11 protein-coding genes, 1 tRNA gene and 1 pseudogene are annotated in these 12,454 nt (G+C 70.2%); 6 read left to right on the top strand and 7 right to left on the bottom strand.

The window, feature by feature from the left end:
* Positions 1-33 precede the first annotated feature (33 nt).
* From OOK38_RS11905 to OOK38_RS11895, 3 genes and pseudogenes are all read right to left on the bottom strand, one after another.
* A tRNA-Pro gene (locus OOK38_RS11905) sits at positions 34-107 on the bottom strand.
* Between the two features lie 33 nt (positions 108-140).
* A pseudogene (locus OOK38_RS11900) lies at positions 141-939 on the bottom strand (Pr6Pr family membrane protein).
* A 403-nt stretch (positions 940-1,342) separates the two neighbouring features.
* Positions 1,343-2,269 (bottom strand): metallophosphoesterase, encoded by a 927-nt coding sequence (locus OOK38_RS11895; RefSeq protein WP_266761054.1) that lies wholly within the window; start codon positions 2,267-2,269, stop codon positions 1,343-1,345.
* Between the two features lie 175 nt (positions 2,270-2,444).
* Between OOK38_RS11895 and OOK38_RS11890 the strand changes: the two genes are divergently transcribed.
* Positions 2,445-2,909 (top strand): GatB/YqeY domain-containing protein, encoded by a 465-nt coding sequence (locus OOK38_RS11890; RefSeq protein WP_266761056.1) that lies wholly within the window; start codon positions 2,445-2,447, stop codon positions 2,907-2,909.
* Between the two features lie 87 nt (positions 2,910-2,996).
* Here OOK38_RS11890 and OOK38_RS11885 read toward each other — a convergent pair whose 3' ends face one another.
* Positions 2,997-5,297, bottom strand: a complete 2,301-nt coding sequence (locus OOK38_RS11885; protein WP_266761058.1) for a transglycosylase domain-containing protein — start codon at positions 5,295-5,297, stop codon at positions 2,997-2,999.
* A 405-nt stretch (positions 5,298-5,702) separates the two neighbouring features.
* Between OOK38_RS11885 and wblA the strand changes: the two genes are divergently transcribed.
* Positions 5,703-6,041, top strand: a complete 339-nt coding sequence (gene wblA / locus OOK38_RS11880; RefSeq protein WP_028799159.1) for a transcriptional regulator WblA — start codon at positions 5,703-5,705, stop codon at positions 6,039-6,041.
* Positions 6,042-6,175: 134 nt separating this feature from the next.
* Here wblA and OOK38_RS11875 read toward each other — a convergent pair whose 3' ends face one another.
* On the bottom strand, positions 6,176-7,564 hold the full coding sequence (locus OOK38_RS11875) for an ArsA family ATPase (protein WP_266761060.1): 1,389 nt from the start codon (positions 7,562-7,564) through the stop codon (positions 6,176-6,178).
* The gene (locus tag OOK38_RS11870) at positions 7,561-8,538 is read right to left on the bottom strand and encodes an ArsA-related P-loop ATPase (RefSeq protein ID WP_266761062.1); all 978 of its coding nucleotides are present in this window, start codon (positions 8,536-8,538) and stop codon (positions 7,561-7,563) included. Before OOK38_RS11870 ends, OOK38_RS11875 begins: the two co-directional genes overlap by 4 nt.
* A gap of 174 nt (positions 8,539-8,712) precedes the next feature.
* Here OOK38_RS11870 and OOK38_RS11865 point away from each other — a divergent pair, with 174 nt between their 5' ends.
* From OOK38_RS11865 to OOK38_RS11850, 4 genes are all read left to right on the top strand, one after another.
* A complete protein-coding gene (locus OOK38_RS11865; RefSeq protein WP_143608830.1) occupies positions 8,713-8,874 on the top strand; it encodes a DUF4177 domain-containing protein in 162 nt (53 codons plus the stop codon).
* Positions 8,871-9,341: a RidA family protein gene (locus tag OOK38_RS11860; protein ID WP_261704750.1), complete on the top strand. Its 471-nt coding sequence runs from the start codon at positions 8,871-8,873 to the stop codon at positions 9,339-9,341. The genes OOK38_RS11865 and OOK38_RS11860 overlap by 4 nt, the downstream gene beginning before the upstream one ends.
* A 358-nt stretch (positions 9,342-9,699) precedes the next feature.
* Entirely contained in the window at positions 9,700-10,569 is an 870-nt protein-coding gene (locus OOK38_RS11855; RefSeq protein ID WP_266761066.1) for an NUDIX hydrolase, read from the top strand.
* Positions 10,566-11,396: an MBL fold metallo-hydrolase gene (locus OOK38_RS11850; RefSeq protein ID WP_266761068.1), complete on the top strand. Its 831-nt coding sequence runs from the start codon at positions 10,566-10,568 to the stop codon at positions 11,394-11,396. Before OOK38_RS11855 ends, OOK38_RS11850 begins: the two co-directional genes overlap by 4 nt.
* Positions 11,397-11,485: 89 nt before the next feature.
* Here the strand turns inward: OOK38_RS11850 and OOK38_RS11845 are convergent, their stop codons facing one another.
* Entirely contained in the window at positions 11,486-12,304 is an 819-nt protein-coding gene (locus OOK38_RS11845; protein WP_266761070.1) for a nucleotidyltransferase, read from the bottom strand.
* Between the last annotated feature and the right edge of the window lie 150 nt (positions 12,305-12,454).

Genomic DNA, 12,454 nt, shown 5'->3' with positions numbered 1-12,454 from the left:
TGCGGATCAGGTCCCTGACCTGGTACTTAGCTGTCGGGGTGGCGGGATTTGAACCCACGACCTCTTCGTCCCGAACGAAGCGCGCTGCCAAGCTGCGCTACACCCCGATCGTCGCTGCTCTCGCTGCGACGTCGTTTACTTTAGCCCACTGGTGGCCGGAGACGAAATCCGGTTTTCGGGGCGTCGCACGCGGCGTCGGACGGGGTCGGGGCGCACGTGGTCGAGGGCGACGATGAGGAGGGCCAGGGCGTAGAAGGCCACGCCGAGGACGGCGGTGTTGCCGAGGACGCCTCCGTAGCCGTGCCGGTCCACGTCGACGAAGGGGTAGAGGTAGCGCGCCGGGGTCCCGGGCGACATCATCGCGCCGCGGGCCAGGCAGAAGGCCAGGTAGGCGAGGGGGTAGAGAAGCCAGGTCGCCGCGTTGCGGAGCGTCAGCGGGGTGGGGCGGGTCAGCAGCAGCCAGTCGAGGACCACGGCGATCGGCGTGACCGTGTGGAGGAGCTGGTTGGCGACCGCGTGCCAGCCGGAGAGCGTGTCGATCTCCCCTGTCATGGAGAACGGGGTCGACTCGTTCGCCAGGATCAGGTGGTAGACCAGGCCCGTGATCGAGATGTAGATCAGCGTGCCGCCCGTCAGTACTCCCGGCAGGGGCCGGCGGGCTGACCAGGCCCGGCGGGCCGACGCCGCGAAGACCACGGCGACGAGCAGGTTGGTCTGGATCGTGAAGTAGCTCAGCACCCGGGCCGGGTCGCCCAGCTTCAGGTCGATGGCCACGCCCGCTGCCGCCGCGAGGGCCACCAGGACGCGGTAGACCGCCGTGGCCGGGCGGCGCGTGGGAGCCACCACAGCCGTCGCGGGGACGAAGGAGTAGTGGGTCGACGAGGGGATACCCGGTATCGCGGGGAGGTCGGGTATGTCCCTGGGTATGGGGTTGATCATGGCCCCACGCTAAGCGGGTGGGGCGTTTCGGGCGATATGGGACGACTGGGTGGGTTACTCCGGCGTCGGTGTGGCTCGCGCGGCCGGACCCAGTACGGGTGTCGGTGGCCGGACCCGGTACGGACCGGCGGCCTGTGTCACCGGAACCTCGCACCGCCGACCCCGTACGGGCCGGCGGCCCATACCGCCGGAACCTCGCACGGCATCCGGATCGTGTCCCCGACGCGCCGAGCCGCCTCGGTCCCGCGCCGCCCCTGAGCGATCATCCCCCGGAGCCCGGAGCCCGGAGCCCGGAGCCCGGAGCCTGGAGCCCGGAGCCCGGAGCCCGGAGCCCGGAGCCCGGAGCCCGGAGCCCGGAGCCCGGAGCCCGGAGCCCGGAGCCCGGAGCCCGGAGGAGTACGGGCTACGTCCGTTCCACCAGCGTCAGAAGTGACGCCTCCGGCGGGCAGGCGAACCGGACCGGGGTGTAGCGGTTCGTTCCGCAGCCGGCGGAGACGTGCAGGTACGACGTCCGGCCCTCCGCCGTGTGCGCGGAGAGACCCTTGACGCGGTCCGTGTCCAGGTCGCAGTTGGTGACGAAGGCGCCGTAGAAGGGGAGGCAGATCTGGCCGCCGTGCGTGTGGCCCGCCAGGATCAGGGGGTAGCCGTCGGCCGTGAACGCGTCCAGGGCGCGCAGGTACGGCGCGTGCACCACACCCATCGAGAAGTCGGCCGACTCGGACGGGCCGCCGGCCACGCGGGCGTAGCGGTCGCGCTTGATGTGCGGGTCGTCGAGGCCGGTCAGCTCTATCTCCGCGCCCTCGATCTTCAGCGTCCCCCGGGTGTTCGTCAGGTTCAGCCAGCCCGCGGTGTCGAAGCCGTCGCGCAGGTCCTCCCACGGGATGTGGACGGCGCCCACGACCGGCTTGTTGCCGTTCAGCCCATGACGGCCCTGGGCCTTCTCGAACAAGTACCGGGCGGGGTTGCGGGGTTTGGGGCCGTAGTAGTCGTTCGAGCCGAAGACGTACGCACCCGGGAACTCCATCAGGGGGCCCAGTGCGTCCAGCACCTCGGGCACACCCTCCGGGTCCGACAGGTTGTCCCCGGTGTTGATCACGAAGTCGGGGCGCAGGCCTGCCAGGGAGCGCAGCCAGCGCTGCTTCTTGCGCTGGCCGCCCACCATGTGGATGTCCGAGACCTGCAGGACGCGCAGCGGTCGCATCCCGGGCGGCAGGACGGGGACCGTCACCCGCCGGAGGCGGAAGGAACGGGCCTCGAACCCCGCCGAGTACAGCAGACCGGCGGCGCCCACCGCCGTGATTCCCAGGGGTACTCCGTATCGCGCGCGCATACGTCCATCGTGTCAGACCCCGGCGAGCCCGCGTGCCCCCTGTGGACAACCCGGCACGAAACGCGCGAGAGCCGCCGAAAACGCGCGAACGGCGTCGAGCGGCCTCCGTCCGGCTGCCGGGCGCGCGGTGAAATCAACAGGCGGCCGCATCACCGCACCTGCGACACTTGACGGCATGACCACGCTCAAGTCGAAGTTGCAGGAAGACCTCAACGCCGCGATCAAGGGGCGCGACGAGCTCCGCTCCTCGACGCTCCGGCTGACCCTCACCGCGATCACCAAGGAAGAGGTCGCGGGTACCACCAAGCGCGAACTCTCCGACGACGAAGTGCAGAAGGTGATCGCCCGCGAGGCGAAGAAGCGTCGTGAGGCCGCCGAGGCCTTCGCGCAGGGCGGGCGCGCCGAGTCGGCAGAGCGGGAGCGGGCGGAGGGCGAGCTGCTCGCCGCGTACCTGCCCAAGCAGCTGTCCGACGAGGAGCTTCAGCAGATCGTCGCCCAGGCCGTCGAGGAGGCGAAGGCGGCGGGTGCCGAGGGACCGCGTGCCATGGGCCAGGTCATGAAGATCGTGAACCCGAAGGTGGCCGGCCAGGCCGAGGGCGGCCGCGTCGCCGCCGTCGTGAAGCAGCTGCTCGCGGGCTGACGCCTCACGCCGAACGCCCCGTGGGCCAGGAGTCGATCCTGGCCCACGGGGCGTTCACGCGTTCACGTGCCGTTTCCGGCGTACGGGTCAGTTGCGCTGACCGCCGTTGTCGTTGCCGCCGTTGTCGTTGCCCTGGATCCATCCCTCGGGGATGGAGAAGGAAGGCGTCGGGACCACCACTCCGCCGTCGGTGAGACCACCGTCGGTCAGGCCGCTGATGGTGTTCCCGTTGGTGGTTCCGCCGTTCCCGTTGCCGCCGTGACGGCCGTTGTTCCCGTCGTCGCGGCCGCGGTCCTCGTCCTTGTCCTTGTCCTTCTGGGGGTCGGGAATGTTGACCAGGTTGAAGGACGGGGAGTCCTTGCCCACGAGAGCGCCCGTCATCAGGTCCCGCCAGATCGGGCCGGGGACCTGACCGCCGTACACCTTGTCGTGGTAGACGCCGCCGATCTGGATGCCCACCATGTGGACCCGCTGGGAGGCGCTGCCGACCCAGACCGCGCCGGACATGTTCGGTGTGTAGCCGACGAACCAGGCGTTCTTGCGCTCGTCGGTGGTACCCGTCTTACCGGCGTTGGCGCGGTCGGTGAGACCGGCCTGCTGGCCCGTACCGGAGTCGATCACGCCGCTCAGCAGGCTGTTGACGGTGTCCGCGGTCTTCTCGGACATGGCCCGCGAGCACGTCGACTTGGGCACGTCCAGGGACTTCTCGCGTTCGCCGATCTGCTGGCTGATCGACTCGATGGCGATCGGGGTGCAGTACATGCCGCGGGAGGCGAAGGCGGCGTAGGCCGTGGCCATGGTGAGCGGCGAGATGCCCTTGGCACCCAGGGCGATGGAGGGCACCTGGGGGAGCTTGTCGCCGTTGCCCTGGACCACACCGAGCTTGCCGATCTGGTCCATCACCGGGCAGAGGCCGATGTCGGAGATCATCTGCACGAAGTAGGTGTTGACCGACTTGGCCATCGCCTCCTTCAGCTGGTACGGGCCCTTCTCGTCCGCGCTCTCGTTCGGGACCTGCTCGTTCGCCTGGTTCGTCCACGCCTTGCTGCCGCAGGTCTGCACGGGGCTGGGGTACGGCATCTTGTTCGGCGAGGAGTATTCCTGGGTCGCCGGCCGGCCCTGCTCCAGTGCGGCCGCGGCCACGAACGGCTTGAACGTCGAACCGGTCGGGAAGCCGTAGTTCGAGCCGCCCATGCCGTAGTTGACGGAGTAGTTGATCTCCGTCTCGTTCTTCCCGTAGCCGTACGGCTTCGACTGGCCCATGCCGAGGATCTTGCCGGTCCCGGGCTCGACCAGGGTGGCCGCGGCGGCGACCTTGTCGGACTTGTTGACGTGATCCTTCAGTGACGACTGGATCGATGCCTGGGACTGCGGTTCGAGTGTCGTGCGGATCGTCAGGCCGCCCCGGTTCCAGACCTTCGCCCGGGCTTCCTTGGTCTTGCCGAAGACCGGGTCGCTCAGGAAGACGTTCTCCACGTACTTGCAGAAGAAGCTGGAGCCCTTGGCCGCCGTGATGCAGCCGTTCTTCGGCTTGCTGACGTGCAGCCCGAGCTTCGCCGCCTTGGCGGTGTCGGCCTGCTCCTGGGAGATGTCGTGCACCTCGGCCATGCGCTGCAGGACGGTGTTGCGGCGCTTGGTGGCCTCTTCCTCGTCGTTGACCGGGTCGTACCGGCTCGGCGACTGGACGATGCCCGCGAGGAGCGCCGACTCCTGGAGGTTCAGGTTCTTGGCGGGCTTGGAGAAGTAGCGCTGGGCGGCGGCCTCGACGCCGTAGGCCTGCTCCCCGAAGAACGTGATGTTCAGGTAGTTCTCGAGGATCTTCTTCTTGCCCAGCTTCTCTTCCAGCTGGATCGCGTACTTGAGCTCGCGGATCTTGCGGCCGATGGTCTGCTGGGTGGCCTGGGCGACCTTCGTCGGGTCGTCGCCGGCCTCTTCCACGAAGTAGTTCTTCACCAGCTGCTGGGTCAGCGTGGAGGCGCCCTGGGACACTCCGCCGTTCTGCGCGTTCTGGTTGACCGCGCGCAGGATGCCCTTCAGGTCGACCGCGCCGTGCTGGTAGAAGCGCGAGTCCTCGATCGCGACGATCGCCTTCTGCATGTAGGGCGAGATGTCCTTGAGGTCGATCACCGTGCGGTCGCGTGAGTAGACCGTGGCGATCTGGCCGCCCTTGCTGTCCAGGATCGTGGTCCGCTGACTCAGCGACGGGCTCTTCAAATTGTCCGGAATGTCATCGAATCCCTGGACCGAGCCCTTGGCCGCGAGACCGAGCGCCCCCGCGGCGGGCAGCGCGATTCCGGCCATGACGGCGCCCGCGAGCACGCTGACACCGAGGAACTTGGCGGCCTGCTGCGTAGGGGACAGACCACCACCCGAGCGCTTCTTTGGCATGAGGGCAGCCTACGTTCTCATTCGCCGGACACGCGTATATGCCTTGGCCTAAGCTGCTCTCAACTGTCACAGCAGTGCGGCCACGTATCAATACGTCCGGCGACCCCGAATCGTTCCGGAGGTTCCGCGTTCCTGTGGAGCGTGTGTCCGAATCAGCCTTGTGTGTCACTCGGCGTCCGTTGTGACTCAACTGAACTGTCCCGGTTTGCCGGGATGGTCGCGCATGTCCTCGGCTCACTCCCCCGGGTGATCTGCCGCTTACGCATAGTCCGTTCGGGCCATTCAAGATTGGGCCCGAAGGGGGTGTTGCGCTGTGCCCACCTTCCGTAACGTCCTCAACTGGCGGCGGTGAATATGCCGCTGCCGCCGTGGGGGAGCCTCGATTCGGGAGAGGACGGCGCCGGTATGGGCTGGGTAACCGACTGGAGTGCGCAGGCGGCCTGCCGCACTACCGATCCGGATGAACTGTTCGTTCAAGGAGCAGCGCAGAACAGGGCCAAGGCAGTGTGCACCGGATGTCCGGTTCGCACGGAGTGCCTCGCCGACGCGCTCGACAACCGCGTCGAATTCGGCGTGTGGGGTGGCATGACCGAGCGCGAGCGCCGCGCATTGCTGCGCCGGCGACCGACCGTCACCTCGTGGCGTCGCCTGCTCGAGACCGCGCGTACGGAGTACGAGCGCGGAGCGGGCCTGCTGCCCCTCGACGAGGAAGAGGTGTACGAGCGCTACGCGGCCGTGGGCTGAGGGGAGTCCGCCCTTTCGGGGGCAAGGACGCCGTCCCCGGGCCCCTCAAGCCCGTCCGGGCCCTTCCAGGGCCCGTCCGGTGTCGCGGGGGCCGGGAGGGGCTGAGGGCGCCCCCTCGGGCTTCTCCCGCAGGCTCAGCTTTCGGGCAGCTCGTGCCGATGGGCAGCGAGCCGGTTCCCGATGTCCCGCAGCCCGACGAGATCGTGTACATCACCGGGCAGCGCGGCCACTTCGGCCACCGGCACCTCCGGGTGGCGTGCGGCGAAGCGGTCACGCGTGCGCTGCTCGCGGGAGAGTAGCTGCATGCGCTCGGCGTGGAGCCTCAGGAGTCCTGCGGTGAGCTGGTCGATGGATCGCTCGGGGTCCGTGGCGGCGGTCCTGTCCGTAGCGGTGGTCCTGTCCGGGGCGGTCGTCCTGTGCGTGGCGGCGGGGGAGCCTTCGTCAGGAGCTGGTGTCTCGGAAGCCGGTGATTCTGAACTGCCGTACGTGTCGGGAGAGTTACGAAGTCCAGCTTTCCCGTCCCCCTGATCCACAATGCGGGCCTCGTCAAGATTTTCCGCGGCGGCGGATTCAAGATCTTCCGCGACGACGGAATCGACGTCTTCCGCCGCGGCGAGCGCCCGCTCGGCGGACAACTGGGTGGCCCCGCTGCCGTGCACCCGGTTGAGCACCAGCCCGGCGAACGGCATGTCCTCCGCGGCCAGCCGCTCCACGAAGTACGCGGCCTCGCGCAGCGCGTCCCGCTCCGGGGCCGCCACCACGAGGAACGCCGTGCCGGGCGCCTGGAGCAGCTTGTACGTGGCGTCGGCCCGCGTCCGGAACCCGCCGAAGGTGGTGTCCATCGCCGCGACGAACGTCTGGACGTCCTTGAGGAGTTGGCCCCCGAGCAGCTTGCCCAGGGTGCCGGTCATCATCGACATCCCGACGTTCAGGAACTTCATGCCCGCCCGGCCGCCCAGCTTCGCCGGCGCCGTCAGCAGCCGGATCAGCCGCCCGTCGAGGAAGGACCCGAGCCGCTTCGGGGCGTCCAGGAAGTCCAGTGCCGAGCGGGACGGCGGAGTGTCGACCACGATCAGGTCCCACTCGTCGCGCGCGCGCAACTGGCCCAGCTTCTCCATCGCCATGTACTCCTGCGTGCCCGCGAAGCCCGCCGAAAGCGACTGGTAGAAGGGGTTGTTGAGGATGACGGCCGCCCGCTCGCCGTCCGCGTGCGCCTCGACGATCTCGTCGAACGTGCGCTTCATGTCGAGCATCATGGCGTGCAGCTCGCCGCTCCCCTCGACGCCCTTCACCCGGCGCGGAGTGTTGTCGAGGGAGTCGATGCCCATGGACTGCGCCAGTCTGCGCGCGGGGTCGATGGTGAGCACGACCACCTTGCGGCCGCGCTCCGCGGCGCGCAGCCCGAGGGCCGCGGCCGTGGTCGTCTTGCCGACGCCGCCCGAGCCGCAGCACACCACGATGCGGGTCTTCGGGTCGTCGAGCAGCGGGTCGAGGTCGAGGACGCGGGCGGGGTCCAGACTCATGACATCCCTTGCTTGCGCAGCTGTGCGGCCAGTTGGTAGAGGCCCGCCAGATCCATGCCCTCGGCGAGCAAAGGGAGTTCGTGCAGCGGCAGGCCCAGCTCGGCCAGGACGCTACGCTGCTCGGTCTCCAGGGTGTACCGCTCGGCGTACTCCCCGGCCTGCTGGAGAAGCGGCTCCACCAGCCGTTCGGCGAGTCCGCCGCGCCGCGCGCCGCCGAGGCCGGCCGCCGAGAGCGACTTGGCGATCGCCGTACGGGGAGCGGCCTCCGCGAGTGCCAGGTCGATGCTGTCGAGGAGGGCCGGGCGGACCATGTTCACGATGATCCGGCCCACAGGCAGCTTCGCCGCGCGCAGCTCCGCGATCCCGTCCGCGGTCTCCTGTACGGGCATCTCCTCCAGCAGCGTCACCAAGTGGACCGCCGTCTCCGGGGACTTGAGGACGCGCATGACGGCCTGGGCCTGATTGTGTATCGGGCCGATCTTCGCGAGGCCGGCGACCTCGTCGTTGACGTTCAGGAAGCGGGTGATCCGGCCCGTCGGGGGCGCGTCCATCACCACGTAGTCGTACGTGAAGCGCCCGCTCTTCTCCTTGCGCCGCACCGCCTCGCAGGCCTTGCCGGTGAGGAGCACGTCGCGCAGGCCGGGCGCGATGGTGGTCGCGAAGTCGATCGCGCCGAGTTTCTTCAGGGCGCGGCCGGCGCCGCCCAGTTTGTAGAACATCTGGAGGTAGTCCAGCAGCGCCAGTTCGGGGTCGATGGCGAGGGCGTACACCTCCCCGCCCCCCGGAGCGACGGCGATCTTCCGCTCCTCGTAGGGCAGCGCTTCTGTCTCGAAGAGCTGCGCGATGCCCTGTCTGCCCTCGACCTCGACGAGGAGGGCACGCTTGCCCTCGGTCGCGAGGGCGAGCGCGAGGGCGGCGGCCACCGTGGTCTTGCCGGTACCGCCCTTGCCGCTGACGACCTGGAGCCTGCTCACGTATTCGAGCCTAACCAGTCCGCCGCCGGACTAAGCAGGAGGCTGTGGACAAGCTGCGCGCGGGGAGGCGCGATGTGGCCGGATGTGGTCGGTGGGCGCGGGTGGTGACGAGGCGGGCGGGAGGGGGGTGGCTCGGGCGGGAGGTGGTGGTCGGCAGCGGCTACAGTCGGCCACATGACCAAGTGGGAATACGCAACCGTGCCGCTGCTCGTCCATGCCACGAAGCAGATTCTGGACACCTGGGGCGAGGACGGCTGGGAGCTCGTCCAGGTCGTGCCCGGGCCGAACAACCCCGAGCAGCTGGTGGCCTACCTGAAGCGCGAGAGGTCCGCATGAGTGGCGCGGTCGAGGCGAAGCTCGCCGAGCTCGGCCTGACCCTTCCGGGTGTGGTCCCGCCGCTCGCCGCGTACCAGCCCGCCGTGCAGTCGGGCGTGTACGTGTACACCGCCGGGCAGCTTCCGATGGTGGACGGGAAGCTTCCGGTCACCGGGAAGGTGGGGGCCGAGGTCACGGCCGAGGAGGCCAAGGAGCTGGCCCGTACGTGTGCGCTGAACGCGCTGGCGGCGGTGAAGTCGGTCGTGGGCGACCTCGATCGCATCGCGCGTGTCGTGAAGGTCGTGGGCTTCGTGGCCTCGGCGTCGGACTTCACCGGGCAGCCGGGCGTGCTGAACGGCGCGAGTGAGCTGCTGGGTGCGGTGCTGGGCGACAAGGGCGTGCACGCCCGGAGCGCGGTCGGTGTGGCCGTGCTGCCGCTGGACGCGCCGGTCGAGGTCGAGATCCAGGTGGAGCTCACGCACGCGTAGCCCTCCGGGCGTTTTCGCGGTGCCGGTTCTGATGCGGGTCGGGGCCGTGCCGGTACATCCCGTCCGTCGCCGCTGGATCAGCCGTGAGTTCTGATGCGAGCCGCTGCTCGATCCGGACGTGAGCGACGGACATGCGGGATGTACCGGCACGGCCCCTCCCGTGCGTTCTCGGCTGCGGGTGGTGCGTGGCTTGCGCGCACTTCCCTTCCTGTGCCTTTCGAGTGCGGGGAAGTTTCCGTCCCTCCGGTGTTCGGAGAGCGGGGTCCGGGGCGGAACCCCAGGTGCGGGACGGGGCTGGAGACCTCTGTGGGGGCGGTGGGGCCTCGAACATCCGCCCGGCTCGGGATAGCCTCCGGCCATGGGGAATGGGCAATGGTTTCCGGCGGAGTGGCCGGAGCGGATTCGGGCGCTTGCCGAAGGCACGCTGACGCCGGTGACGCCCCGGCGCGCGGCCACCGTGATGCTGGTCAAGGACACCCAGGCCGGCCCTATGGTCCACATGCTGCGCAGACGGACCTCCATGGCCTTCGCGGGAGGCGCGTACGCGTATCCGGGCGGCGGCGTGGACCCGCGCGACGACGAGCAGCAGATCCGCTGGGCGGGGCCCACGCGCGCGTGGTGGGCGGAGAGGCTCGGCGTGGACGAGACCTCCGCCCAGGCCATCGTCTGCGCGGCCGTACGGGAGACGTACGAGGAGGCGGGCGTCCTGCTCGCCGGCCCCAGCCCGGACACCGTGGTCGGTGACACGACCGGGGAGGACTGGGAGGCGGACCGGGCGGCCCTGGTCGCCAGGGATCTGTCCTTCGCGGAGTTCCTCGACCGCAGAGGGCTCGTGCTCCGCTCGGACCTGCTCGGTGCCTGGGCCCGCTGGATCACCCCGGAGTTCGAGTCCCGCCGCTACGACACCTGGTTCTTCGTGGCCGTCCTGCCCGAGGGCCAGCGCACGCGGAACGCCTCCACGGAGGCCGACCGCACGGTGTGGATCCGTCCGGCCGACGCGGCGGCCGGGTACGACAAGGGCGAGCTGCTGATGATGCCGCCCACCATCGCGACCCTGCGCGGGATCGTGGCGTACGAGACCGCCGCCGACGCCCTCGCGGCCGCGCCCACGCGTGATCTCACCCCCGTCCTGGCCGAGGCCCGCCTGGAGGACGGCGAGGTCGTCCTCGCCTGGCCCGGACACGACGAGTTCACCAAGCACATCCCGACCGGTGGAGCCTCCGCATGACCGACGCAGCAGCCCTTCCCGGCCAGCCGCGCGGAGCGGTCCTCTCCGGCCCCGCCACCGCGCGCGCGGTGAACGTCCTCGCCCCCAACGCCTCCGCGATGACCCTGGACGGCACGAACACGTGGATCGTGGCCGAGCCGGACTCCGAGCTCGCGGTCGTGATCGACCCGGGACCCCTGGACGACGTACATCTGCGGAATGTGCTGGACACGGCCGAGAAGGCCGGGAAGCGTGTCGCGCTGACCCTGCTGACGCACGGGCATCCCGATCACGCCGAGGGCGCCGCGCGGTTCGCCGAGCTGACGGGGACCAAGGTGCGGGCCCTGGATCCGGCGCTGCGGCTGGGGGACGAGGGGCTGGCCGCGGGAGACGTGATCAGCCTCGGCGGCCTCGAGCTGCGCGTCGTGCCGACCCCGGGGCACACCGCGGACTCGCTGTGCTTCCATCTCCCGGCCGATCGGGCCGTGCTGACCGGGGACACCATCCTGGGGCGCGGGACGACCGTGGTGGCCCATCCGGACGGCCGCCTGGGCGACTATCTCGACTCCCTGCGCCGGCTCCGCTCCCTGACGGTCGACGACGGTGTCCACACCGTGCTGCCCGGTCACGGGCCCGTCCTCGATGACGCCCAGGGCGCGGTCGAGTTCTACCTCGCCCATCGTGCCCACCGGCTCGCCCAGGTGGAGACGGCCGTCGAGAACGGCTACCGGTCGCCGGACGAGGTCGTCGCCCGCGTCTACGCGGACGTGGACCGTTCGCTGTGGCCCGCGGCCGAGTTGTCGGTGCGGGCGCAGATGGACTATCTGCGGGAGCACGGGCTCATCTAGAGGCTGTCGTCCGGATCAGCTCGCAGGGCGCGGACAGCCCCTAGCGAGGCGGGCCGGGGCGGCGTTTTCCGGCCTCCCGGAGAGGGCCTTCACGGGCGGGGCGCCTTGATGCCGTGCACGCGCGCGTACTCCCCGGCGAGCCAGGGCCCCAGGTCGTCCGTGTACGAGCGGAGCACGGCCGGTTCGCCGGTCGGCTCGTATCCGCGGACGGCTGCCTCGCGCAGGTCGGCGGCCCGCTCCGGGTAGTACGCGCCGAACGCCTCGGCCATCTCCCCGAGGTCGCTGGTCCAGCCGTTCCAGCGCGGCATGACGAGCGTGAAGCCGGTGCGCACGAGGTGCCGCGACATCGAGCGGACCAGGGGGCGCCGGGCCTCCTCGGTGTCCGCCGCACCGTCGATCCGCTCGCGCCAGCGCGGCAGCAGCAGGGCGAGGTCGCCGTTCGTCTCGCGGGCGAGCAGCGCGTCGGGGCGGTAGCGGGGGAGGTATTCGGCCAGATCCTCGCCCAGGAGGGGCGTACAGAGGCAGGCGACGAACCAGCCGAGGTCGTACCTCTCCAGGTCGCTCAGCAGCCGTGTACGGCTGAACAGGAGCGTTCCCACGCCGTCGATCTCGGTGAACTCCTCGTCGAGCGCCGCTTCGAGAGCGCGGGCGTCGGCGTGGTCCGCGTCCGTCGGCTCGTCGCGCAGGGAGAGCAGCAGGTCGAGGTCGGAGCGCCCCACGCGCGCGGTGCCGCGCGGGATCGAGCCGTAGAGGTACGCGCCGTCCAGCCGCGCCCCGAAGACGCCCAGGAGGCGGTCGCGGGCCGCCGCGACGACCGGCCGGAAGGCGTACGGGACGCGCGCGGGCGATCCCTCGCGCCTGATGTACCCCTGCGCGTCGAGTCCTCTGTGGTTCTCCTGAGCGGCCATGCGCCCACTGTGCCCGGGCGGGCCGTCCTGGAGCAGGTCATTTACGCCTGCTCGGGCCGTGGGAGACCCGGAGGGCGGGCAAGGGTGGCGGCGGGGTGCCGTGGAAGGGCATGCACGGGCGACGACGACGGGGTCCCGCCTCGGAAGAAG

Source organism: Streptomyces sp. NBC_00568, assembly GCF_026341855.1.
GTDB lineage: Bacteria > Actinomycetota > Actinomycetes > Streptomycetales > Streptomycetaceae > Streptomyces.
Note: the sequence above shows the minus strand (reverse complement) of the source record. Positions and strands in the feature narration are given on the sequence as shown.

Bases quoted from the DNA above. Each gene is read 5' to 3' on its own strand.
- OOK38_RS11895 (WP_266761054.1), bottom strand. From the start codon at position 2,269: ATGCGCGCGCGATACGGAGTACCCCTGGGAATCACGGCGGTGGGCGCC.
- OOK38_RS11890 (WP_266761056.1), top strand. From the start codon at position 2,445: ATGACCACGCTCAAGTCGAAGTTGCAGGAAGACCTCAACGCCGCGATC.
- OOK38_RS11885 (WP_266761058.1), bottom strand. From the start codon at position 5,297: ATGCCAAAGAAGCGCTCGGGTGGTGGTCTGTCCCCTACGCAGCAGGCC.
- wblA (WP_028799159.1), top strand. From the start codon at position 5,703: ATGGGCTGGGTAACCGACTGGAGTGCGCAGGCGGCCTGCCGCACTACC.
- OOK38_RS11875 (WP_266761060.1), bottom strand. From the start codon at position 7,564: ATGAGTCTGGACCCCGCCCGCGTCCTCGACCTCGACCCGCTGCTCGAC.
- OOK38_RS11865 (WP_143608830.1), top strand. From the start codon at position 8,713: ATGACCAAGTGGGAATACGCAACCGTGCCGCTGCTCGTCCATGCCACG.
- OOK38_RS11860 (WP_261704750.1), top strand. From the start codon at position 8,871: ATGAGTGGCGCGGTCGAGGCGAAGCTCGCCGAGCTCGGCCTGACCCTT.
- OOK38_RS11855 (WP_266761066.1), top strand. From the start codon at position 9,700: ATGGGGAATGGGCAATGGTTTCCGGCGGAGTGGCCGGAGCGGATTCGG.
- OOK38_RS11850 (WP_266761068.1), top strand. From the start codon at position 10,566: ATGACCGACGCAGCAGCCCTTCCCGGCCAGCCGCGCGGAGCGGTCCTC.
- OOK38_RS11845 (WP_266761070.1), bottom strand. From the start codon at position 12,304: ATGGCCGCTCAGGAGAACCACAGAGGACTCGACGCGCAGGGGTACATC.